Here is a 24,995-nt window from a genome sequence, read left to right on the forward strand (position 1 = left end):
ATTACCATCTAGCTTTAAAAGGTTTATACTCTTCCAACCCTAAAATGTGTTTGGTTAACTTATAGCACTCTAATTTTATAAGATGTTTATAACTCACGTTTCTTTTTAATACAGGATGTTTAAAAGTTTCATTGATTCGTTCTTCCCAGACACGTACGAATGTTTTTCGACCAGATTCTTTGAGTAAACAACTATTGACCTGATGGTCAAAATCTTTTGCTTGTATTTCTTTTTTATTTAGGAGTCTAAAAATGGTACGATCAACTAATATTGGTTTAAAAATTTCAGCGATATCCAGCGCAAGTGAAAATCTCCTATAACCAGGTTCATGTAAAAAACTGATCGTAGGATTCAATTGTGTATGATATATTTGACTTAGACATAGGGTATAACATAGCATATTGCCAAATGAAATTAATGCATTAATTTCATTTTGAGGAGGTCGTTTACTACGATTCTCCATTTGAAAATCTGTTGAAATAATGGTATCGAACGCTGAATAATAAGTCTGTCTAATATTGCCTTCTATTCCCATCAATTCATCGATTGCATGAGAATTACTAATTAAGGAAGCATAGCTTTCCATCACCTCCAAAGTAGGAGAGAGGTCTTCTTTATCTCGATTGATATAATAACGTAAATTCTTTCCCATATTGAATGCTGCTCCAGTTATAAATTTTTGAGCTATAGCCATTCTTTTTCGTTTATCGATATAGCTTCTCGTTTGTTCGATCTGCATTTTACCTGCCAATAGATATTCTTTTGGATGAAAAGAACCTGTATAATGTTCATAATAATCAAAAAAATGAACAGCAATACCTGCTTTCCCTAAAAAATTGTATAAAGCGCTATTTGCATCTAGGCTACCAAAACAAAATAAATCTGAAACTCCTTCAACAGGAATATACTTGACTTGTCCTTCTTTTCCATTCTCATCAACAGGTGTAAATTTAAGTGTATTATCCTTGCGACTCATCCGTCCAGGATTGAAGAGATAATATGTTTTCTTCATTCTTCATTAATATAACATAGTTCATAATAGGAGCAGCTTTTACATATTTTAGCTTTGATAACAGATGGACATAATTCTGAATTTCTTAATTCAGCAATTCCTTTAATAGAGCTTTTTAACTCTTCAATATCCTTCTCTGTTAAACGTAATACATCTCTTTGTCTTAATAACGGATACTCCAGTATAGCCGTTGCATCTTCCACTCCGTTTAATTTTAGTAACCATAAATAGAATTTGACCTGCCATTCATGGGCTACTTCAACCTTATCACTTCGTTTTGTTTCGTGAACAGTTTTTTTTAGAGCATCATAAAAATCAATCTTGCCATAAAGTTCAATTCTTTCAAAAGAAGCTGATAGTGTAATCTCACTATGTTTATTATTTCGTTGTGGATAACTATTTTCATGCAACAATTTCCCATCATAAACAATATCACTGGTATGTTCCATATTAATTCCGTTTGTGAAAAACCAAAGTTTACGTTTACAAATCTGGTAGTAATTAATGTGTGTCGCTATGATGTTCATGGTTATTCAACTTTTCTTGTAATAAAGTCCTTTCACTAAGTGGTACTTTATTTACTCTATCGATATTTTTTTTGAATTTATATTTTCAAATACTATTAAAATAAATCGTTTAAGTAGTAATGCTTAATGTAATTCTTCTGTAGCAATTATTTTTGGTTATTAATTCTCTAAAAAAAACTCTCCAATTTATGCTTATAAGGCAATTGGAGAGCTTGAAATTTTTAATTTTAGATCTTAGATTTGATTATCATATTCAAAATTGATAAATCTATCTATTAATGTTTGCTCTGCACGTTCAAGTGCATCAACTGTTTCTCCTTTAGTTTGAATATAACCACCAGCTTGTAATGTGATATAGGTTTCCACATGATTTAGTGATTCATCAATTATTGGTTGTGCCTTAGCAGAATCTTCTTCTGATAATTTTGCCCTGATACTTCCAGCTATTAAATTTGCATTATCACTAATTGAGATTGCTAAGGTATCCATTAAGCTAAATGTTCTTGACTGATTGGATGTAATTTTCCAATTAATAATAGCTTTTGCTAAAGCTTTAGCCCATTCTTTTCTCAGTTCTTTGGGTGCTAATAAGCAATTACCAAATACATTTTTAGATTCAATCCAACCTTCTAATTTTAATTTTTCAATAGTTTCCTCCGACATTTCTGGCTCAAAAGAATTCAAGCTTACACAAAATAATCTTCTTAAGTCTACAGCAATATCAGAAACAAATAAGCCTGATGCTGTACTTTGATTTGGAATCCATTTTCTACTTAAACTTCTGTCTTTTCCTTCAAGAAAGGCTACAATTTCTTCTTCTGATAATTGATTGCCTTTTTCATCTCTTACTATTACAACATTATTAGGACGATCACTTCTGTCAAATGAAGCATTATCATTCTCAATACCTGCTAATAGCGGGTGTAATCCCCTCATTGCGGAAATAGATAGTGGACTTCTCCTTTTCAACGTTCTATCTTTTCCTCCTTTAGCAGCTTTCATCCAACCTCCAAATAATTGATCTGGATATGTAGGGTCACAAGTACCATATACTTCACCCTCTTTTAAAACATTTTTTGTTACGTCAAATAAAAATGTGGTAGGACTTGGAGATAAATTTAGCAGGTCTGATAAACTGTCAAGTATTGATCTTTTGACCTGCTGACCACTTGAAAAGGGGATACGTCTATTGAACTGTGGATCATAATAATATTTTTGTCCCTCGGAAACACAAAACACAGTATGTTCTGCTCTCTTTAATGTTCTAATGTAAATTGTATTGCTCATTGTTTTAATTTTTTAGGATTGTTTTTCCACGAATGCGTAATCGAACTTTAATAATGTATTAAAATAACCAAACTCCTCATTTGTCATTAAGTGCACTTCATCCTTTAAATGTTTTAAAGTTTCTAAATCTATACTATCTACTCCGTTAACCATTTCTGTTAATGCATCAATAAATCCTTTTTTAGATTTAGAGCCAAGCAGGTCGTTTTTTATAAGGTTCATTCTATTAGTGCCAGTAGCACCAGCTCTATACCTCTGAATTAGCTTTGCTAGATCTATGGTATAATCTGTGATTTCTTCTTTGTTTTTTGATAACATAGCTATTAACCAAGTTTTATATGATTGATAAATTAAATTGTCTTCTTCATTTTTGAAAGAGATGTTTCTATCGTCCCTGATATATTTTTTAATATTATCTGGTTGAAGTGCATGTAATCCTATATTTCCTAATTCACATGCTCTTTTGATATGCATACCAAATAATGTTTGAAAATTTTTATTGTTAAATGGCAAGTCAGTATAAAAAAGTTTCTTAAAAACATCAATTAATCTTTTTCCAGCTTTTAAGTAAATAGGGATAAAACCAACAGTTTTATTCGTTTGTCCGAAACTATAGATATAAGAATTCAAAACTTTTTCAGGATAAAGATTCGAGAGGCTGAAAAATAAATTTGACCAACTAACTGTATTTACTTCAATAAGTGAATTATCAATCTTAAATATGCCTTCCATTTCTAATGTAGAGAAGCTAAAGCTTTCATCAAATTTTTTACCTAACTTATAAGTAAGCCATTGTCCATTCCAGGAATTTACTTGATTACCCCTCAACTTGTTTAATGTTGGTTCACTCAGATATTTTCTATAAAATTTCCATCCGTCATAGGTAGTTAATAAAACTTTAGCATCATTTATGAGCAAACTATATCCACCCGCTACACCGATTCCTAAACCCGAACCTATCCAAGAATAATAAATATCTTCTTTCTCGATTGTAATTTTAATATCTGATACTAAACCAGAAGTACTTGCAAACTCTTTACTTTCGGATGCAGGATAACCTATTGCAAAACTGGCATCTGGAATTTCCGATTTCACCTTGGAAAATAGATTCTGTAATTTCTCCTCGCGATCTTCTGCAGATAACTTTTCTGGTTTTTGACCCGCCTTCATTTGGACAAAAGGTGAATTTGTTATCCATTGCATATATTTCTGATGATTGAAAAACAACTCAAAATATTCGTTTTCAAAAAATTCTTTGGCAGAATAATTTCGATTGTATTTTTCGTTATATGCATTTAAAAATGTTTTTCCTATCAATGTTGTAATCATAAGAATTGGTTTAGAACATTAAAATTTTCTTGTTTGATTTTACTTATATTTAGACCTAGATCAAAGTCATAAGCTACATCTGGAATAATGAAAGGTTTGTTCCCTTTTTTTGACTGATTCATGTTCGCAACAGACCAATATGCAACTGGAATTTCCAAATTTAATCTTACCTCAAAATTTTCATTTTCATACAATTCTACATCAGACTCTATGATACAACTTACACTATCGATGTCCAATAATTCAAACAGAATAGCTTTACTTCTGTGTGTGAGTTTATTTATCATAAAGTTTCCATTTGATTTAAAGACACTATGTTCTTCAATTTGGAGAAAATTAATTTCAGTAAATACTTGGTCTATTTTAGGCTGTAATTTTCTTTCTTCTAAAACTTTTCCATCATCCAATACATCAAATGATTTTTGTAATATTGTTAAGTCATAAGGTTTGGCTTCTTTGCTTGTTTCAGATGGGGCTATAACATATACGTTTTTTAGCTTACCAATAGTTTCTATATTTCTTTTTCGGTTAACTCTTCCAAACCGCTGAATCATTGCATCCAATGGGGCAGTAGCTGTAATCATTATATCAAAGCTTATATCCAGACTCACTTCTACAATTTGTGTAGAAACTACAATACATGCTTCTTTACTCGTATTAAATTCATTAATTGGAGCTCCATTGTCATCTAATCCTAGTAGTTGCCTTTCTTTTATATTTCGGTCTCCTCTTTTGAATTTGCTATGTAATAACATTGAAGGTATATGAGGATAATTATCATTAATATATTTGAATACCTCCTGGGAATCTTTTATGGTATTCATTACCACCAAAATTTTTTGTGCATTGTTAACACCTTCAGAGATGATATTTTTTGCTATTTCAAACGATTCCAACTTATGAACAATGTGTCTATTAAACTTGTCTAATTCTTCATTTTCCAATTTTACTTCTAGTACATCTTCACCTAGAAGTTCTTTAACTTTATTATATAAGATGGTTGGCATAGTAGCTGTGCCAATATGTATATGGCAATTAATTGCTTTTAACACTTCAATAAGTTTCAGTACTAAAGCTTGAGATACACCTGAATAAGTGTGTATTTCATCGAGAATAATGTCGCAACCTTTTAAATCTAGAATCATTGCTTCATAACCTTTCATTCCTAAAGCAATTGTTGCTAGTTGATGCGGAGTAAGTATTTTAATTGCTGAACCGATTAAACTTTGAAGCGCAACTTCTTCTTCTTCTTCTTTTCGTTTAACGATTATAGAAGTAGAATGTAAAACACGTATATCAATATTTGGATTTTCTTCCTCTAAATCTCTACCTACACGTTTATACATGGCGTTAATAGAAGCCTGAAACGGAAGGGTATAAAAAACTCTTCCTCTACAACGCCTAAATAGATAATCGGTCTTACCAGCTCCTGTACAAGCTATAACTATAGTGTGTTTTTTATTTGAATGAGCATTTTTATATGATAATGGATATAAAGGATGTTGTCGATTATAAAAATTTAAATTTGGTTTTTTGAATATACGATTTAACTGATGTTCTGTTTCATTTATTAAAGAAGAAGCAAAATGATCCGCACCCATTAATAAACCTCGCCAGTTAGAATAACCTTTTCTTTTAGATTCAGTATCACAGTAATCTATACAATATTGTAAGTTATTTAAAGCTTCTTCTTTTGAAATTTTTTGACAACTTATACCTAGTTCATTAATAATTTTAAATGCATGTGCACTCCATTCTTCCCATTTTCCTAAATGGAATTCCTGATATTCATAGGCTTCTTCCAAATCCAATAAACCCATTTCATTTCTATCATTCATTACTGACTTGTGATGTCCAACGACCATTTCAATTATAGCATCCCACTGTTCTTTTGGAAAAACTGACAAAAAGAATAATGATACAATTTCGTGTCTGAAGATATCACGTTTATTTGCTGTTCCTTTTAATCTTTCTTGAAAGAAAGGATGTGCTTTACCTATATCATGCAATATGGCACCATTTAATGCAATACTTTTATCCATTCCAAGATATTTAGCAAATGTTGTAGCTGCCATACTTACCTGCTTTAGATGTGTTGATAAAAGCGTCCATTCGGGAGCAGATTTAGCGTATAGTTCTAATTGCATCTATATTGAATTTACAGGTGTACCTACTATTTTAAGCCATCCATACATAGGTTCTTTTGTTAAACGATGGAATCCAACTTGAAATGCACTTTCATTTTTTTCAAAAATAAGTTCATAACCATTGAAAGAACCATCATCCTCATCGAATTCATGCTGTGAAAGCTGAGTGACTCTTGTTGGCATCAATATATCTTCATTTCTGCAAAGACAGATGTGCTGCTTTGAAGCAATTTCAGCGTCTATTAATGAAGAGAATACCAAGTGTAGAACTGGTTCTAATAAAATACCCCTTACTAAAATAGCTTTTGGTCTTTCAAAAAGTATTTGCTTTCCTCTTTTGGTGGAATTCCAACCTCTTGTTTGAATAACTTCTTGTTGTTGACTTATTTGAGAATAGGATAACCTATGTCTCATAATTTTTTTTATACCAACTTCGTTCAATAATTCTGGAAATATTTTTTTTTCAATTCCTTCTACAATACTTGGCGTTAGGAATTGTTGTGAAAATGTTTCACTATCTCTTACTGCAGTCCAAGGTTTGATAAAACCAAATTGACCTGTATATTTTACAACAAAATATTTTTCCATTTTAATATTATTTTAATGCTCCAAAGCCAATTCCTGTAGATTCACCTAATCCTACCAACCAAGTGAAAGCTATTTGTTCAGGTGATCCTTCGATAATTATAGGTGCAAGGGTAGTTTTGTTATTTACTCCCTTATAATTAATTAGTTTCGTTTTTGGAGAAGTATAATTTTTGTCAAAGAAAACTCTGATACCTTCAGAACTTAAATCAGCATGTTTTAATTTATTTTTAATATTTTCAGTTAGTAATTGATCAAAGTCCCAATCTTCGTATGTCACATGCTTTGATGTGCCATTTTCTTTTTTTCTAAGTAGAATAGGGCTACTTAACAAGAATCTTTCAGATGAATTGAATTGAGGTGTTTCAACGATTTGAACATCAATAATAGAGATTCCATAAAAAAGAGTTGGTGATTTTAAAATGCCACTAAGCATTTTTTTTATTAATTCCGTACTATAGGAGCTTATAAAAAAATATGATCCATTTTTAGTATGGATTCCTGATTTTGAAGTGGTTGTGTTCTGAAGCCACGAGAAAGAATAAATACTTGTCTTTCCGTGTTCGGTATTATCTTTTCCTAACCAATTATTAATTGAACTCGTTAATAAATGTTGATAGTTGAAAGGGATTGGATCTTTTGATCCTGAAAGTTTTAAATATAATCTCATATATTTATTGTTGAAATTTATTTTTTATGAAAGTATAATTAGCCTACAACAAATAAAAAAATTAGAATCCATTTATATATAATATCCTTTTCATGTAAAACATTAAATGGTACTTATTGTATTTTTATTATTTACCACCTTAAAGTAGTAATATTTCAAATTTTATTTTTTGCGGTTAATATTGGCCTTTAATGATTAACAATTTACTGAAAAATAATTGATTTTTTTGATTTTAAAAATTATTTTTCAAAGATAGTTTTCTAACAAAGTTATGTTTTACGGAAAACCATAAAAGGTTATTTGAATAGCTAAATAATATTTTTTTATAAAAATTATGCTATTATACTTTAGCAATCTTTGAAGGGAACAATGGAATGTTGATTAGGTCGTGTTAACTAAAGTTTCTGATAATCTTTTTTATATTGGACTATTATCAATGTCTTGGAATAATTCAATTTTATAAAGGATCAATCACTTCATACCTGGGATAGTGATGTTCTTCTGTCTTAGCAGTCTGACAAATATCGGATATGTCTCCAATTTCAAAAAAAAACGGTTTATTATGATACTTATTCTTAACAGTCTTGTAATTACTAAAAATTTAAAGCTAAAAACCCTCATTAGCAGGGTATGAGAGTTATTATCTTAATTAGCTAGAATTCTTTTTTTCTAAATTGATATATATCCAATAATAGTGATGCTGTCTTATCAACCTTCCCTAACTCTTCCCTTTATTACTTTTGCTCTTAGTTTCTTCCTCTGCCACGACGATTTCTACGATTTCGGAGTCAGATAATTTAGAAGCAGTACCATCTGCTTTTAATTTAGGAACTTTTTTATAGCGAATTTTAATCAATTCATCTTCAGGTAAACCATTCGGAAAGAAATCATTGAGACCTTTTACATTAAAAACAGCGCTGAGTATAACAAGGTGTCTCAAATTGTATTTTTCAGGTTGCTCTATGGATTCGCATTTACCTACAAAAGTTTCAGCAAAGCCCATTTTATCACTTAGTACCGTTTGCGACCAACCGTTTTCTAAGCGGAGTTCTTTTACTTTTTTAATCAATTCGTATTCAATCCTATAAATAGACTTCGATTCAAAAATTTCCATGTGTATATAAAATTATTCTACCAAATATTTGGTAGTATTAAATTGATTTATTATATTTGTTTATTATTTAGCGACAAATAGAGTAGGAGAATATCTCCAGATCTAAACGATGTCACTTACGAACAGAAACCGTCAAATTCGCCTCGTAAGATGATTCGGAGTTCGCTTTTCATTGAATTTTTGTATTATTGCAACATAATTCAGTGGAGCGGACTTCATTTCAGTCTTCGTGGCAGTTAACCTTCGGTTAACGCGGTTCTTGACGGTACCATGTGCGAAGCTTTGAAGTCCGCTCCTTTGATTCTATCTAAGAAGCCTTCCTCACAGTTAAGTTGTCATCGTTTTCATAAAACCAATTAAAAATTATGAAGACAATACAAACAATCAGAAATACATCAACAAATTTGATCAATGATCGAAGTGTTGATTTTATCCATTTAAACTTAACAAGCAACCACATCCGCGCACCAAGCTGATGATGATAAAAACACTAAAACCAAATTAAAAGGACGGTTATAGATCAGTATTAATCTAGCTACATACTCTATTTATGACTAAACGTTGATGCGGTTTTGCCGGCTTGTATTAATTTTTACAATTCCCCCGTTTTTTGATATACCCCCTTTATACCTGAGCTATACTCCAGTTATACTCTCGTATATCCGTGTTATACCCGACTGCTAATGCTATCTTGACACATAAAACTAGCAAATATAATGATACTATCAAAAAACAGTTGTAAAATTAAGCTTATTGCATCGCGATAAGACAAGTCGGTTTTTAGTATTTATCGCTGATGTCCGTGACGAAAACCATATAGATAACCTGTGACCCTAACACTAAAACGGCATCTGATTGAATGAATTTATTTTATTGACCGAGTGATCTAAGGCTTGCTGTAGACCCCTTTAGGATACCTTGTTAGGATATCTGTAAGGATGATTATTGCTCCTTCGGTCGCTTCTTTAAAACCTTAAAAAATGAACAATTTTATTAAGGGTGGGAGAGTACATGCCTTTTTTCAGGAACTTTTCTGCCAAGCGAAAACTAAAAGCAATCCAGATGCTAAAAAACAAGAAAAATCTGTTGAAATACTTCGAGACTGCCTTGTGGCTGTTCGACGCGTTCCTGAAGATCAGTCGAAGATGTATCAACGTGAAGTTGAAGTACGCCCGGTCCAGTCTGGAACAAAAGACGAAGCAGCGTCGAAGACGAGCTTAACAATTATCGAAGCGGAGCGTAACAAATTTCACGGAATCGGTAGAATTACTAGGGCAGAGCGTCTTTCAAGGTACTTTTCTTGGACTTGCTTTACACCAACTTCTAACCTTCCTCGGACTAACTTCGAGCGCCCAACGCTTTTACACAGCTCTTGCACCACCCTTTTACCACAGTTGGCTCGGGAAAACAGCGGTGCAACAGCGATAAAACAGCGGTCCAGTTGTAAAGAAACTCCGAAGTTGGTTAGAAGAAAGTGCGAAGAGAGTCCGAATATGGTATCTATTCTGTTTATCGTTTTTCAGCAATTTTTCGGAAAAATTCGCAATTTGAGTAACTGCAAAAGTGTATGCTTCAGCTACCACAGGAATACTAGAGTAACACCTAGAAAAGAGGATAAAACTACTCAATTGCTACCGTATGAGTGCCCAAGAATTACTCCATTGAACAGAGAGGAGATACTTAAACTCTTGCTAAAAAATGGAGGGTCTGCAAAGCGCTTATCTAAGTGGTCAAACTTTTTGAGACGGCTATCTGCCTACTTTGAGTACGATCGTCTGTGTAGAGGCTTTAAAAATGTCTTCATTGAGAGGGTGAGAGGTATGAAGGATGGTGGTACTTTGAGAACTATTGCTTTGCATCCAATCATCCGTTTTTTTAAGACGTTGAACTATAGCATCCTGCTTTTTACCTGCCTTGCTGTATGTCCTATCATTCGTTTGTCAGCTCAGGAGCCCCGCAAGGACAGCGGGGTGAATGGGTTAACTTTTCAATTGGACAATTACATTGATTTTAAGTTTGATCAAGCTTTGACCGATAAGGTTAAAATAGAGCATCCAACAATCGATTTTAAGCAATTCCCAGTCAAATGGTACAAGATAAAAGAAGGAAAGATCAAAAGCATTTCTGTAGGCAATCAAATACCTGATTCAATCCTCAACATACCTATTTGGGTCGTCAATGACTCTCTGGGTAGAGAAATGTTAACACTCCGAGAACTGTCCTTTAAAAAATTTATTGTTCTTGACTTTTGGGCACGATGGTGTAGTCCTTGTTTAAAATCAGTTGATCATTGGGAAGAAATTCACGACGCTGTCAAAGCGGATATCGCGGTACTTCCCGTTAATATTGACTTTGATTTTTGGGCTTTGAAATATGCCAAGGATAGGAAATGGAAAAATACACAAGTGATAGGTCCTGCAGGCTATTTTTTTGCACAGTATTTTTTAGGACAAGCCTTGGTTGGACCCAATGTTTGGATAAAAGACGGGCGTCTCTTTGGCGTGACAAAAGCTAGCCAAAGTTCCTATGCATTTATCAACCTCTTGCGTTCGGGTAAAATAGATGAATTGCCTGTAGAAACAAGGTATCCTTCTGTTTATAGTAATAGTTCAAATAATAGTAATTAATGATATTGATTATGATATATTTATATTATTTTTTAAGTAAAGAAAATACTTGGATTATTTTCTTTGCAGTTCTCCTGCAATTGTCTACTTTTTCGGTATCCTACAGCCAAGAAAAGACTGTCTTTCGAGGACAGGTTCGGTCTTCTTTGGATGGTACTGCTGTCATGAACGCCTCCATTAAATTGAAAAATAATACACTGATCGTACAAACAGATGATAACGGAAATTTTGAATTCAAAAGTCAGCGAGACACGGGAACTCTTGTGCTGCAACATCTCCAATATCATATTAAAGAAGTTCATTTTGATTCGTATAAAAAGTTTTTAGCGATACAGCTAGATCCTAGAGAAAATGCATTGGAAGAAGTTCAGGTTTACAACACAGGTTATTACTCAATTCCAAAAGAAAGAGCGACGGGTTCGTATGAATTAGTAGATAGAAAACAATTGAATCAATCTCTTTCAAGTAATCTATTGAGCCGATTAGAAGGCTTGACTGGTGCGTTGTCCTTTGATCGAAGAACAGCTATAACGAAGGAATCCTCGAATGAACAGCTGAATCTTCGGTTAAGAGGAGTGAGTACTATTATGAGTAATGCACAACCTTTGATCATTGTCAATAACTTTCCATTTGATGGTGATATTGCAGATATCAATCCAAACGATGTCGAGTCTTTGGTATTTTTAAAAGACGCAGCATCTGCAGCCATTTGGGGGGCAAAATCGGGTAATGGTGTTATTGTGATCCAACTGAAAACGGCTAAGAATGAGACGGCACGATCCATACAGTTTTCCTATAGCAATCGTATAGGGGGTAAACCTGATGTATTTAACGGGAACAGGTTCATTTCTTCTCCTGACTTTATGGAACTGGAAAAAGAACTATTCCAAAAAAGCTATTTTAAAGAAAATAATACGACGCTACTTTCTCCTTATGTCTATCTTTTGTTTCAGCATCAGAAAGGTTTGATTGATGATGAAATCTTAGACAGACAAACTAGACTACTGGCATCCACGGATATCAGAAAAGATGCATCGCAATATCTATATCAAAATTCGATAGCTAAAATAGCGAATCTTTCGCTAAGTGGTGGGGGTAAATCGCATGGTTATTTCTTGTCATTTGGGTATGACCATTCCCGTTTTGCGTTAAAAGGAAATGAAGATGTCCGTTATTCGTTTCGGGCAGATCATTCCTTTCAGTTTACACCAAAGCTTTCAGCACAGATTACAACCGATTATATCATCCGTAAGGAGCGCACAAATGCGGTTTCGATGTATGATCAATCAGGGATAGTGCCCGCTGATAAATTGATGATCTATCCGTATGCCTCATTGATCAATACAGATGGTTCATACCAGACGATGCCTATTGCTTTTAGTCCTTTTTATATCCATGATTTTATGCAAACCACTGGACGTGATTGGCTGTTTAACCCATTGCAGGAGTTGGAACTAAGAGATCAGACGAATACAAACAATGCGCTTCGATTTTTATCAAGTTTGAAATATAAACCTATAGACGGTCTGACACTTTCACTCCAATATAATTATAATCTGAGCAATGGAGCAAAGCAAAATTACTATGATAAAAATAGTTATTACGCTCGAAATCTGATCAATAGATACATGCAGTTAAATGGAGCATTTATTGTTCCAGATGGTAACATACGCCATGCACAAACAGATCAGACTGTAAAACACACGGGACGGTTCCAGATGGATTATCATAAAACACTTGTCAATGATTTGGTTTTGACAACACTGATCGGTGCTGAACTGAGTGAAAACAAAGCAACTATAGAGCCGAACCAAATCCTTTACAATTTTAATGACGATACCTTCATCGGGCTTACGGCACTGGATTATACAACCTATTTCCCTGTTCGTCCAGAAGGAAGTGCACGTATTCCGGTCTCAGGTAGTCAAGTTTTTGAATTGACAGATCGGTTTATATCGTATTACGGCTTGGGTTCTTTGAATTGGAAACAACGGTATTTGCTTACAGGTAGTTTACGTTGGGATGCTTCCAATTTGTTTGGTGTAAAGACCAATCAAAAAGGTGTACCGTTGTGGTCTATTGGCACTTCTTGGTTGATCCATCGAGAAAGCTTTGCGCAATCACTGCCCTTTACTGAATTGAAACTGCGTGCTACTGTAGGTGAAAATGGTAATATCAATAAGAATGCATCCGCTTTTCCAACGGCAGCCTTTACCATAGGAAGTATGACAAGACTGCAAGAGGCACTTTTGAAAACTGCCGGAAATCCACAGCTGAAATGGGAACGTGTGCGTACCTGGAATCTAGGACTTGACTGGGCAGTACACAGGAATACGTTGGGTGGAAGCATCGATATTTTTGAGAAAGATTGTTATGACCTTTTGGGTTATAAAAATGCAGATCCTACGACAGGGATTAATCCTGCTGTGGGCGGAGTAAAGGAGATGATCAATTATGGACAGTTTCAAAGTCGGGGAATCGATATAAACCTCTATTGGCGACAGGTGAAGCTAGGTACTTTGTTCCTGAACGCTGATCTAAAAATAAGTAAAAATTGGAATAAGGTCATCGATTATGATATAAAACCTACTACGATTTTAGACTATTTTCAATATATCGTACCAGCAACTTCTGGGAAATCTAGGGATATCTTATACGCATTTCCTTGGTATGGTCTAGATGCTGAAACGGGGAGTCCATTGGTCTCAGATGGTACACAACTCGGCACGACCTATGGTTCCCATGTTTCTAGTTTTGATTACGAAAAACTGTTACAAGTGGGTAATAGTTTTCCGCTATGGAATGGCTCCTTTCGAAATGAATGGGTATATAACAATATTTCGCTGAGCTTTTTGTTCACGTGGAAAGGTGCCTATCAATTTAGACGCAGTTCGGTTAATTATCAGGAATTAATGGAGAAATGGAATATGCATACTGATTATCATAACCGTTGGCAAAAGAAAGGAGATGAGTTGACCACGAATGTGCCTTCTGTCCCTACCGTGTTGGACAGCAATCGGGAAAATTACTATTCGAATTCGGAAATCTTAATTGAAGATGGGGATCATATCCGACTGCAAAGTATCAACCTGAACTATAGATTACCCTTGGCTAAAAAATCCATTAAAATAGAAATAATTGCAGTAGCTGAAAATCTGGGTATGATCTGGCGTAAGAATAAATTGGGTATTGATCCCGAGTACCATTTGAACTATTATATGCCTCCTAAGCAATTTACGGTAGGATTACGGACACAATTTTAATCGAAATAGTATGAAAAAGATATTTATAATTTTTACAACCATCAGTTTTTTCTGCTGTGGATGTGCAGCAGATTTTCTAGATGTAAAACCTGCGAAGAATTTGGTTGTTCTTTCCTCCATAACTGATTATCAAGCATTGATGGATAGAGTCAGCATCTTGAATGAAAAAACATCGCAAGAGTTGGCTATTATGTCCATTGATGATTATTATTTATTATCGGACACATGGAAGTTTTTGAGCTCTTCTACTCAACGTAATGCCTATATATGGAAAGCGGATGTGTTTGAAGGCGAACAATCACGCGATTGGGACAATGGCTATGAACGTATATTTTACGCCAACACGGCATTAGAAGGTTTGGCTAAAATAGCGCCATCTAAAGATGAAGAGCAGCTCTGGAAAAATGTAAAAGCAAGAGCGTTATTTCATAGGGCTTGGAACCACTATAACCTCATGATGTTGTTTGGCGATTATACAGGAAGTATAGATGGAGCAGGAAAAGGAATACCGCTACGTAAGGCATCAGATATTAATATTCCTGTAACAAGAAGTACATCCTCGGAAACGTTCACTTTTATTATCGATGACCTAAAAAATGCTGTTCAACTGTTTGATAATAGTACTTACCATATCGAACGACCAACCAAGTATAGTGCTTTTGGGTTATTGGCAAAAATATATCTCTATCTGCAGGACTATGAAACTGCTTTTAAATATGCGCAGTTAACCATGGAAGGGAATTATAAGTTAATTGACTTCAATACATTGGATCGGAATAAATCATTTCCATTTCCTTCGTATGGGGTAGGGAATACAGAAATAGTTTTTAATGCCTGGTTGCCAACTGTTGCTTCGTTTGCACAGACTCGGTTATGTGTGGATACCGACCTTTTATCTCTGTATGATAATCATGATCTTCGTCGAACGGTCTATTTTAAAAATAATACGACGGGACAAGTGACGTTTAAGGGAAGTTATGTCGGAAGTTCGTTATTATTTACAGGCATTTCTATGAATGAAATTTACCTGATCGCAATGGAATCAGCGGTAAGGATAAATAAATTGAATCTAGCTCTTGAACTATACAATAAATTGCGCGTGAACAGATTTGCACAAAATCATTATCAACATGAGACGACAGTAGATAAGAATATATTACTGAATTTGATTTGGAAAGAGAAAAGACGAGAATTGGTTATGCGCGCTTCGCGTTGGGAAGATTTGAAAAGATTAAACAAATCTGGAGAACATCCTATTACATTGCAGCGTATTATTGAAGGAGTAACTTATAAGCTGACTCCTCATGATGCTAAATATGTGATGCCAATTCCTGACTACGTGGTCAATATGTCGAAGATAGATCAAAATCCAAGATAAAAAGAGAGGGATAATTCCCTCTCTCTTATTTAAGCTATTCTTCTCGATAAGCTTCATCCAATACTGTGTGATTGGTCTGAGCATCTGATACTGTTGATGGGAACGGTTGAGACGAGTCTAATTCAATTTCAATCGCGCACATATCTTCAGATTTTGATGTACTACATGGAGCATTAGGATCATTACTGGGTGGAGAAGGTAATGGCGTGGATGATGTAATGTTGCTACCACTAACGGGATACCAATTTGATACCAAATGATCTTTATCTCTCATTGACATCAATGTCACTACTGCAATAGCTACAGCAAATACGGCTAAGCCGTGTTTTTGAAACTTTTGGAACTTTTCCATAACGTTAAATTTTAATAGTAAATATTCTAATTGTTTTCCCATCCTATCTGTTGCCGATTTGCTATATGGAGCCATCGGTAATAGACAGGGATTATAACATGTCTTTTGGCAGACGTGCCCTTTCTCCAGATGGACCTCGCATCTAGGTTCTGTTGTGTTCTGATCAGCTATTTTTCGTTACAGCTTATGGCGCTGGTTTGCGATTAATTTTCATGTATTTCGTATCTGTTTTTCCAGTAAGTAGCTTACACTGCTGATGGTTAAAAAGAATAGGTTCAACCAAAAGTGTGCAGTCCAACCGATATGTTGGAATACCAGTCCACAGCCACATGGAAGGTTTTTCCAGACCTGCAATAAAGCCAAACCAACATAAGTCGTAAAGGCGACCATGAGTACTGCTGACAAGCCCAATCCCCAAATCCGTGTTTTAGGATAGAGCAGCAGCAGACCTGTTCCCAACTCCAATGTGGGAAGTAAATAGGCCAATACTTTTCCTAGCTCATCTGGAAATGGTTGCTGCAATAGGGCACTTTTGAACAGTTCGAAGTTGTTGAACTTGTCCAAACTGATTGGGATCCATAACAGCATCAATGCGATCACGATCATCATCTGTAGTATCTTTTTTGTGTTCATCTCTGCAATAGGTTATAATCTAAAGTTAGCAGACAATCCAACCGTTTGGAGGGGAGAAATATTGGGTAAACAACCACTTTGAAAGTGGTTTAAATAAGTTTTTAAAAATGAAAAGGAGAGATTTAGCTTAAATTGAAAGGGGAGTAAATGCTTGAGAAAATATAGTTTTTCTATGGCTTGCATCTTACTCTTGGTGGTTATTCTTCTTGTTCAGGAAGGTAGAAAAAGGAGGAATCTCCCTGTTTTTTAAATAATCCTTGTTTTGAGGTAGAGAACAAGGATTATTTTCATGGTGGCAGTTATGTGCTAGTATTTGAAATCGTTATTGAGCGATTCTAAAATCATCTGTAAGATCCGACGGATGCGATAAGCACTGTTTTCTAATCCTTTTTTATCAAATTTTTCCAGTTGACTGGGGCGAATATGGATGCCTGTCTTACTGAGGATATGTTTTGAAAAGTTCTCGGATGCCTCACGCTTTGTTTTCTCAACAAATAAACCACTTCGAAAGAAATAGTGAAAGAAAATCTTCAGCTCATCGGCATTGCAAGTGGTGCGGATACTGGCTAAGACCAGGTCAAAACTACTTCCCAATTCTTTTTCCTGCTGGAGTTCGATTCGTTTTTTTGCTGTATACGCCAGCAGATAATCGGCAAGTCGATCTCGGGTATTATCAAAAGCTAGGTGGGGATCGGAGGGTGTCTGCTTCAACCGGAAATCAATGGCATGCAGCAACATTTCCTGTTCGATGGTTGTTTTCTTTTCGCCCAGTTGCTTATCCAGGTATTCACAACAGCGATTGAAAAAGCCCATGTAATTGAAATTATGATTGATCATCAATTCCACAAAACGCTGGTTCCAATCTTTGTCTCGGGTATCTTTCGCTAGTTTTTCTAAACTGGAAAAAAGTTTCAGGATAAATTGACGCTGATAATACTTGATATTTGGATGGGTTGAAGTATCCAGTAAGCTTTCCACAGCATAGGGGATCTCATGCAGAAAATCGTCATCGATCTGCTTGTGGCGTAAGGTTTCCAGTAAACTGGGGAATTGATTGGCACAATAGTCTTTCAGCAGATCATACTCATATAAGGTCAAGGATTCATTGGCATCCATATTATGCCGATAGATTTCTTCCTGTACACGGAATAGCTGATGAATCTTCAAGATCGTAGCATCTGCCTGCTGCTCTTTGAGGTGATAGAGCTGATTGAAAAGTAAGCGTAGTTTGCTATAGAATGTACGAAAGGATTGTTCGGCCATTTCCAGCCGATCATGACTGAAATATAATTGGTCTGATTTGCGTTCGATCTTGTCGATAGCAAGCAAAATAGGAAATTCACAGTCTTCGCTATCCTGTCGGAATTGTTTGCAATGACTATACTGTGTGATGGCATCCGTTAAAGTGGTTAATGCTCGAATCATAAAGTTGTTGAAATAAATGGTTCTTGCAAATAAAACCGATATTTCAAAGAAATGCAACTTATTGAAGGTTTAAATAGGCTTGGGCAGGATTAATGACAAGGTGTTGCCATAACGATTGACTATTCTTTTACATCTCTTGACTTTAATGATGGAGAGAAGTCAAGAGATTTTTTCCATACGCTCATTGCGGTCAATAATAGTCGGTGTATAAATTCGTGGTCTAGTTATGATGTCTTTATTCTTCCTATTTATGATTCGGTAAAAATTTCTGTCCAATATAAATTTTAATTTCAATTTATTTGATAATCCTTTTAATGTATAGAAATAGGCTACTTCTCCTTCCTTTCCTCTTAGCTCTTTATAGCTATCTATAATTTTGACATTATTTTCTTTTTCAAAATCGGTTATAAATTCTTCACGAGTAGGTTTGTTATCCAATTGTTGATCTCTTGGACAGCAAACGGAGCCATAACTTTCAGCATAATAAATCTCTTTTTGATTGTCCTTCATTTTGTAGGGTTGTGCATAGTTCATTTTTGGAAAACCTCCCATGATCACTATGCTATCTTTTAATAGTGTTCCCTGCTCTCTATTGAATTCATAAATGATAGCACTTGCCATAGGTTCAGCACATGCAATACCTTTTGACAGTTTTTGGTTAGAAATTTCACTATAATACGCCCAATTAGGTACGATGACTATTATTTTAGGAAATTCTGGATAAATAGTCGGTAATAGCTGGAGTGGTACTTGGGTTTGAATAAATATGACAGGAATTTCATCAGTCTTAGGAATAGATCTGTTAAAAAGAAAATTTTCCCCATAACGATCGACATGATCATCGCTTATTTCAATGACATGATCAAATACGGAATCTCTTATCGTATTTGAATGGTAATTGTTTTTAGGGTTCTCCACAATTTTCCCTTGAGAGCAACAGATCGTACTTGTCAATAGGAGAAAAACTAAAAGATAATAGGTCGCGATGTTCATTTTGTTGTCTGTTTTATACAATGTCTGTCGGTGTTTTGAGCTTTATATCCAGTTGGGAAATGTAACGTGGACAAATGGCTTGTTATTGCTTATACCATTCCTCATCTTCTTTCCATTCATGACTACCCAGTTTTTTAAATAAATGTGCTGTCAGTTCCACTTCACCATTTTTGCTTACAGTGAACGTCTTTTTCTCCCATTCTGTAATTGGATCCATTCTTTTTTGAAAATGCTGTGTTGTGATTATAATTTTATTACCTTGGACTTTCAATCTTTCTTCATCCCAAAAGAGATTATTGCAGTCGCCTCCTTCATCTTTGTAAGCATAGTAGGTGAGGACCAATTTTTCTTTTCCATTTGCTTTGATGTAAAGTTCCCTTGCATCATCTTTGCTTTCCCATTCATTGTTTACTTTTTTATTTTTAATGATGAATGTTTGATTGCTGACTTTGAATATCTTGGTCTGCCCAAAGACAATGCTGAAAGACGTTAGGATAAGAAATAGAAATGCTGCTTTTATTTTCATACTCTTTACCCAGTGAATTTTTGTTTGATGCTATTGTATTCCATTTTATAATACCGTATTCTATTTCTAAAATAAAAATCCTTTCACATTGCATATAAAACCATTTACAATTCGCAGGGTTGGTTTACGATTCGTGTTTGAAAAAAGAAACGATACAGGCATCAGATTTTAAAACGTATAGATTGTCTTAGCCTGTAGAGTTCTTTTGTATATATGCTGATATTGGTTTTATCAATATATTGTTATCGGAGAGTTTTTGAATGACTTCATTATTGAGTTCTTCTTCCGAAAGTTCTAGAAATAAATGAGTCTGTGGGATTTCAATATATCTGACAGAAAATATATCCATTTGCTCTTTTAGTATGTTGTACCTTTTGTCATTTTCTCTTACAAATCCTTGAGGAACTTTGTTTGGAGTGAGCCATATCCAACTATCTTTGTATTTACTTCTATAGTTTGCATAGCCACTGTTAAAATAGTCTGGTTCATCAAACTTAATTTGTAGTACAGCTTCAATTTGTTTTGATACATCTTCAATTGAGCTTTCTGTTTCAATGACTAGTTCATTTTCTACATCCAGTTCTAGAAGTGCTAAAAATGCTGCAAATGAATCTGCAATATCTTCTTGGTTATCACATTCTACATCAATCCAAGACACTTTTGGTTGTTGTTTATCTTTTCTATAATCCAAACAGATATACCAATGTCCGTCTCCATCTATTGGCACGAGTCCGTCAAGTTCAAAACTGACATATTCTTTTAGTTCTTCTCAATCAAAATCTGTTAAAGAGGGGAAGTAAGGGCCAATTCCCATTATTTGTTCATGAGGGGTTTCGGAAAGTTTATAACGAACATATCCACCGTTCTGAATTTTTAGTATATCGACCAATTCTTTTGGAAGTTTGTAGCCAATCTGCTTTTCCGCATTTGCTAAAATTTCATCTGTCAATTGAGGTTGTACGTAAGGTAAATAACTGGGTACTCTCCAAATATTTTTTTTGTGCTCTTCTTGTGTCATTTTGTTCGTTGTTCTAAATTTTCCTGTGTCTGTCTAAGATGATGCGTTGCGTGATAACTCATCAGGTAAAACATCTCTCTTATGGTCATAGGACCAAGCAAAGGACTGGGTATAACAAGTGTGTCAAGTTCTTCGTCTGTGTATTGACCTAACAATTGTTGAATAGTCTGTAAAACTTTCTGTATATCGTTTGTAATTATTACCTTTTGTTCAGCGCTAATCTGTTCAGGTAAAAACTGTTGTGCAGATTGACGACTTGTTTTAAAATAATTTTCAATGACCGTGTCATAGCTCCAAGTTGGGCGGTCTATTTTTCCAAATTTCTGTAAAATAAATTCCTTAGATGAAAGGATTTTAGGAAATGCCGATATGACTAAGTACACATGATGAAATTGCTGTCCGGCTGTCCACTTTCCATGATTGCTAGCGATAAAATGCTCGTCCGTCAATGAATTTACATAGGCAATCATTTCTTGATGATTGTTATAAAATGTTTCTATTAGTTCTTCTTTTGTCATAATGTTTTTTACTTTATTAATGCGATGTTGTTCTTACGGTTACTGCCAACTTTATGATAAGCAGCTATTAACTGTAATTATTCAGAGCACATCTATTTCTTTTTGTACATTCTGCTTTGCCTGCTTTTCAAACCTATTATAAAAAAAATCTGTTTTGAATATACTATCCATTTCCAAAAAATGATGCAATACTTTTTTGCGCCCTGTATGATAAACAAGGTCAGGATAAATGGCATATTCTTTTCTTACGTTCTTATAGTACAGGGTATACGCTTCCCAAGGCTGACCCAACACGGCAAGATCGGCATCTGTAAAATAATTGGTGTCACTGTCCGTTGATTTCAGGTGTGATTTGGTGGCTAAAATTTGCTTTTTGCAATGTTCAATAATGTTAGAAGAAACAGAAATTTCCTTCATTCGTTTTTCAGCAAGTTCAGCACTTTTTTCTTCATTGTCCGATTTTAGCGCATTGTATATGATGTCGTGGTAATAAAGGGTAAATAAAATAATATCCCAGTTTTGTATTTCTCCTTTTACTTCCGTCAATTGTGTTAATAAATTGTCCAGATGTTGTAAGGTGTGATAATGTCTTTTCTTGTCTGCATAGTTTTTTTCAATTTCAGTCCACAGTTCATGCTTCAGCTTGTCATTGTCTGTATAGTTGGTCAAAAGTCCGATGAATGTTTCTTTTAGCGCTGTCATCTTCTGCAATTGTATTTGTATCTTTTTAAATTTACAAAATAATCCCTTTCGTTCTAGTTATGGTTTTACGGTAAATACTATTTTTTTAAACGAACGGATATAACATCATTCTATTGTTTATGAAGTAAATCTGGATACCCAGAAGTATATTTGATTTTTCGTATCCTGATCCTATAAAGAAATTGCTAAAACCCTCTCAGATACTATTACGTACGACTGCATGCTTACTTTTGTTGTTTTCGAGTATTTATGTACATGCGCAATCCTCTGTACTTAATTTAACGATGGAGCACATGGATAAAAAAGCTTGTTATTGCTTATAATACTCCTCATCTTTTTTCCATTCATGACTGCCCTGTTTTTTAAATAGATGTGCATTGCATATAAAATCATTTACAATTCGTGTTTGAAAAAATGAAGCATACAGGCATCAGGTTTTAAAACGTATAGATTGTTTTAGCCTATAGTCTTACCATCTCGTTGGGATTCCTTACGAATCGTAAACGAAACTTATCGAATTGTAAACGGTTTCACATTTTGGGGACGAATGTTTTTATATTTGAAAGGAGAAAAATCCGAACCATTTAACACCTTTTTAATGCTACTAACCAATATAAATTAGACCTGAATGGTACACGGCTATTATACTAAATTAATACGAACGAAAAGGCTGCAACAAGCCTTGACCTGTCCACATTGTGGCTCGATGCACGATATGCAATTGGAAGTTTTTTGCACGGTGAATCATATCATCTTTATACCTTTTTTTTCTGACAAAAAAACAGCCAGCATAGGATGTGCCAAATGCGGAAGTCATTATAATCCCACTGCATTTGCACCCTACACACAGGAAGCACTAGATTTTGCAAGGCAAGCTAAAATGCGTTGGTATCATTTTACAGGACTGGCTTTGTTGTTGATTTTTGCAACTTCTGTAGGCACGCTTATATTTATGGGCAGTAGCGAAAACAAAAATATAATAGCAACAAATTTTGAAAATTTGAAACCCAACTGTGCCATTTATTACAGCAAAGCAAAAGATGTCAATACCAGTATGTTGGTAAGCCGGATCGTGGGCGATACCGTATTTGTGCATGAAAATAAACGCAGCACAAATCGCAATGCTTACTATGTGGATGATAGCGATAATTATTACAAAGAAGAAACTTATTTTTTAAAATCAGAACTGAAACAATGGTTGGAAGATAGAAAAATAACCGACGTTTCTGAACCGCAAACCTATGGCGAATGATATTTAGAATAGCAGACCGAAAAAAATTATTACTAACCGTCCTGCCATTACTGGGCATATTGACTTTTGTAATAATCCGATATATAGACCTGGATTGGATTACAAGCAGTGGCATCCTTACAAAAACATTTGGTATTGTATTGCTAATCATTTGCTTAAGTGTAATTGTATTTTTTAGTAAAAAATATGGGGTAGATTATGAATTTAAAATCGATAAAGGACAGCTATACATTACCAAAAACAAAGCACATTATAGGAGTATGCCCATTGCCCAATTGGTGATGCTTAAAGTATTTGAGAACAACGACCAGTATTTTATAAAGTTGTTTGATGCCAATGGGAAAAAAATTTTTGCTTTCAACAATGTCTTTACCAAAATACCCTTGGCAGATGTGATTTCCTTTTTTGAAACGCATATACCGTTATTACCTTGCAACGAAGAATACGCAAAATTGGGTGGTAAAAAAATAGATTACATCAACAAAAAATATATGAAATGAACGCAGTAGAACAAATTAATGCTTCGCAAAAAGCGAAAATAAGAAAATGGATATTGATAGCAATATTGGCGTTTGTGCTGCTGATGGGCGGTATGATATTACCTTTCTTTATCAATCCCAAAGCATTTTACGATATAAAGGATGGCAAGGTTTATTTTGGCAACAAAGAGCTAACACACATGAATGCCAAAGAATTTAAAACGATAGATTATACAATAGCCGTAGATTGTACACGTGTTTATTACAAAGGCGAACCTGTAAATTTTATGGATCGCAAAACATTTAAAGACCTCAGTCGTGGATTTTATGCAGATAAAAACGGTTTGTATTTTGAAAAAACTTCATTTTATTCAAAACATAAAATAGTGCCACTGGAAGGCAGTTACGATAAAGCCAGCTTCCATTCTTTGGGTTATCAAACTACTTTGTTTGCCGATAAATCAAACCTGTATGCCCTAGATGTTTTTGCAGAATCGCCATTGAAAAAAGTAACCATGGACGGTATGGATATGACTACGCTGGAATCAGTAAGTAGTTATTGGCTACAAGATAAAGCAAGAATTTACTTTGAAGATTTTGGTGAAATAAAAGTTTGCCCGGAAATCGATGCCACTACTTTTGAAGTGTTAAGTTACAGGGTAGTAAAGGATAAAAAAAGGGTTTATTACATTACACAAGGTTTAAAAACCGAAGAAAAAAATGCTACAGAAAGAGCCGATTATGCAGTGCTGGAAGGAGCAGATGCCGCTACTTTTGTGATGATTAACGAAAAAGAATATCGGGATAAAAATCAGGAATGGGTAATATCAAAAGAAGGTGAAAAAGTAGAATACAATGTACCAGAAGGCAGAAAAACCAACGCTACCAATCCTTCAAAAAACGAGCAAAATAATGCCGCAGAACAGGCCCTCAAAGCGGCAGAACAAGCTGCTGGTAAGTAAATGATAGCATATTTAAGCGTTCGGAAAAGTGGGAATGGTAAGTGTTTTTATCCTTTTACGAATGGTAAACGAACCCTAGCGAATTGTAAATGGTTCGTTCTGCAATACCCAATATTTTTACATTTGAACAATTGAAATAAACTTCGCAAATACATCTTAAAATGGTTGTATGTGCGGAAGTTTGTTTCGCAATAAA

General features: G+C 34.6%; 21 protein-coding genes and 1 pseudogene. 6 read left to right on the forward strand and 16 right to left on the reverse strand.

Annotation, left to right across the window (positions count from 1 at the left end; all coding sequences use genetic code 11):
• Position 1 precedes the first annotated feature (1 nt).
• The 8 genes from cas1b to LZQ00_RS05815 all read right to left on the reverse strand — a co-directional run bounded on the left by cas1b (position 2) and on the right by LZQ00_RS05815 (position 8,671).
• On the reverse strand, positions 2-1,012 hold the full coding sequence (cas1b, locus tag LZQ00_RS05780; RefSeq protein WP_234512953.1) for a type I-B CRISPR-associated endonuclease Cas1b: 1,011 nt from the start codon (positions 1,010-1,012) through the stop codon (positions 2-4).
• Positions 1,009-1,539 carry a CRISPR-associated protein Cas4 gene (gene cas4 / locus LZQ00_RS05785; protein WP_234512955.1) on the reverse strand — a complete coding sequence of 177 codons (531 nt, stop codon included), beginning with the start codon at positions 1,537-1,539 and terminating at the stop codon, positions 1,009-1,011. The genes cas1b and cas4 overlap by 4 nt, the downstream gene beginning before the upstream one ends.
• A 234-nt stretch (positions 1,540-1,773) precedes the next feature.
• A complete protein-coding gene (locus tag LZQ00_RS05790) occupies positions 1,774-2,826 on the reverse strand; it encodes a hypothetical protein (protein ID WP_234512957.1) in 1,053 nt (350 codons plus the stop codon).
• Between the two features lie 12 nt (positions 2,827-2,838).
• Entirely contained in the window at positions 2,839-4,155 is a 1,317-nt protein-coding gene (locus tag LZQ00_RS05795; protein WP_234512977.1) for a hypothetical protein, read from the reverse strand.
• Entirely contained in the window at positions 4,152-6,302 is a 2,151-nt protein-coding gene (gene cas3, locus LZQ00_RS05800) for a CRISPR-associated helicase Cas3' (protein WP_234512979.1), read from the reverse strand. The genes LZQ00_RS05795 and cas3 overlap by 4 nt, the downstream gene beginning before the upstream one ends.
• Positions 6,303-6,890, reverse strand: a complete 588-nt coding sequence (locus LZQ00_RS05805; protein ID WP_234512981.1) for a hypothetical protein — start codon at positions 6,888-6,890, stop codon at positions 6,303-6,305.
• A 7-nt stretch (positions 6,891-6,897) separates the two neighbouring features.
• Positions 6,898-7,557 carry a CRISPR-associated endoribonuclease Cas6 gene (gene cas6, locus LZQ00_RS05810; RefSeq protein ID WP_234512983.1) on the reverse strand — a complete coding sequence of 220 codons (660 nt, stop codon included), beginning with the start codon at positions 7,555-7,557 and terminating at the stop codon, positions 6,898-6,900.
• Between the two features lie 718 nt (positions 7,558-8,275).
• Entirely contained in the window at positions 8,276-8,671 is a 396-nt protein-coding gene (locus LZQ00_RS05815; RefSeq protein WP_234512985.1) for a helix-turn-helix domain-containing protein, read from the reverse strand.
• A 980-nt stretch (positions 8,672-9,651) separates the two neighbouring features.
• Between LZQ00_RS05815 and LZQ00_RS05820 the strand changes: the two genes are divergently transcribed.
• The 3 genes from LZQ00_RS05820 to LZQ00_RS05830 are packed head-to-tail and all read left to right on the forward strand — an operon-like array spanning position 9,652 to position 15,939.
• On the forward strand, positions 9,652-11,298 hold the full coding sequence (locus tag LZQ00_RS05820; protein ID WP_234513003.1) for a TlpA family protein disulfide reductase: 1,647 nt from the start codon (positions 9,652-9,654) through the stop codon (positions 11,296-11,298).
• 11 nt (positions 11,299-11,309) lie between these two features.
• A complete protein-coding gene (locus LZQ00_RS05825) occupies positions 11,310-14,561 on the forward strand; it encodes a SusC/RagA family TonB-linked outer membrane protein (protein ID WP_234513005.1) in 3,252 nt (1,083 codons plus the stop codon).
• Between the two features lie 10 nt (positions 14,562-14,571).
• Positions 14,572-15,939 (forward strand): RagB/SusD family nutrient uptake outer membrane protein, encoded by a 1,368-nt coding sequence (locus LZQ00_RS05830; RefSeq protein WP_234513015.1) that lies wholly within the window; start codon positions 14,572-14,574, stop codon positions 15,937-15,939.
• 34 nt (positions 15,940-15,973) lie between these two features.
• On the opposite strand, the gene LZQ00_RS05835 is transcribed toward LZQ00_RS05830, so the two are convergent.
• From LZQ00_RS05835 to LZQ00_RS05875, 8 genes and pseudogenes are all read right to left on the reverse strand, one after another.
• Positions 15,974-16,291, reverse strand: coding sequence for a hypothetical protein (locus LZQ00_RS05835; protein WP_234513017.1), 318 nt, complete (start codon positions 16,289-16,291; stop codon positions 15,974-15,976).
• A gap of 210 nt (positions 16,292-16,501) precedes the next feature.
• Positions 16,502-16,924: a MauE/DoxX family redox-associated membrane protein gene (locus LZQ00_RS05840; protein WP_234513019.1), complete on the reverse strand. Its 423-nt coding sequence runs from the start codon at positions 16,922-16,924 to the stop codon at positions 16,502-16,504.
• 306 nt (positions 16,925-17,230) lie between these two features.
• Positions 17,231-18,349: a hypothetical protein gene (locus LZQ00_RS05845; RefSeq protein ID WP_234513028.1), complete on the reverse strand. Its 1,119-nt coding sequence runs from the start codon at positions 18,347-18,349 to the stop codon at positions 17,231-17,233.
• Between the two features lie 159 nt (positions 18,350-18,508).
• Positions 18,509-19,342: a hypothetical protein gene (locus LZQ00_RS05850; protein WP_234513030.1), complete on the reverse strand. Its 834-nt coding sequence runs from the start codon at positions 19,340-19,342 to the stop codon at positions 18,509-18,511.
• An 82-nt stretch (positions 19,343-19,424) separates the two neighbouring features.
• A complete protein-coding gene (locus LZQ00_RS05855) occupies positions 19,425-19,868 on the reverse strand; it encodes a hypothetical protein (protein ID WP_234513031.1) in 444 nt (147 codons plus the stop codon).
• Between the two features lie 187 nt (positions 19,869-20,055).
• Positions 20,056-20,886: pseudogene (locus tag LZQ00_RS18500) on the reverse strand (SMI1/KNR4 family protein).
• Positions 20,883-21,404, reverse strand: a complete 522-nt coding sequence (locus LZQ00_RS05870; RefSeq protein WP_234513043.1) for a DinB family protein — start codon at positions 21,402-21,404, stop codon at positions 20,883-20,885. Before LZQ00_RS05870 ends, LZQ00_RS18500 begins: the two are co-directional and overlap by 4 nt.
• A gap of 81 nt (positions 21,405-21,485) precedes the next feature.
• Positions 21,486-22,106 (reverse strand): hypothetical protein, encoded by a 621-nt coding sequence (locus LZQ00_RS05875; protein ID WP_234513045.1) that lies wholly within the window; start codon positions 22,104-22,106, stop codon positions 21,486-21,488.
• A 628-nt stretch (positions 22,107-22,734) separates the two neighbouring features.
• On the opposite strand from LZQ00_RS05875, the gene LZQ00_RS05880 reads away from it, so the two are divergent.
• Genes LZQ00_RS05880 through LZQ00_RS05890 form a run of 3 tightly spaced genes read left to right on the forward strand, consistent with a single transcriptional unit; the run spans position 22,735 to position 24,799 of the window.
• A complete protein-coding gene (locus LZQ00_RS05880; protein WP_234513047.1) occupies positions 22,735-23,358 on the forward strand; it encodes a zinc ribbon domain-containing protein in 624 nt (207 codons plus the stop codon).
• Positions 23,355-23,858: a hypothetical protein gene (locus tag LZQ00_RS05885; protein ID WP_234513055.1), complete on the forward strand. Its 504-nt coding sequence runs from the start codon at positions 23,355-23,357 to the stop codon at positions 23,856-23,858. The genes LZQ00_RS05880 and LZQ00_RS05885 overlap by 4 nt, the downstream gene beginning before the upstream one ends.
• The gene (locus LZQ00_RS05890) at positions 23,855-24,799 is read left to right on the forward strand and encodes a DKNYY domain-containing protein (protein WP_234513057.1); all 945 of its coding nucleotides are present in this window, start codon (positions 23,855-23,857) and stop codon (positions 24,797-24,799) included. The genes LZQ00_RS05885 and LZQ00_RS05890 overlap by 4 nt, the downstream gene beginning before the upstream one ends.
• The last annotated feature ends 196 nt before the right edge of the window (positions 24,800-24,995 follow it).

It is taken from the genome of Sphingobacterium sp. SRCM116780, assembly GCF_021442025.1.
In the GTDB taxonomy this organism is placed as follows: Bacteria; Bacteroidota; Bacteroidia; order Sphingobacteriales; family Sphingobacteriaceae; genus Sphingobacterium.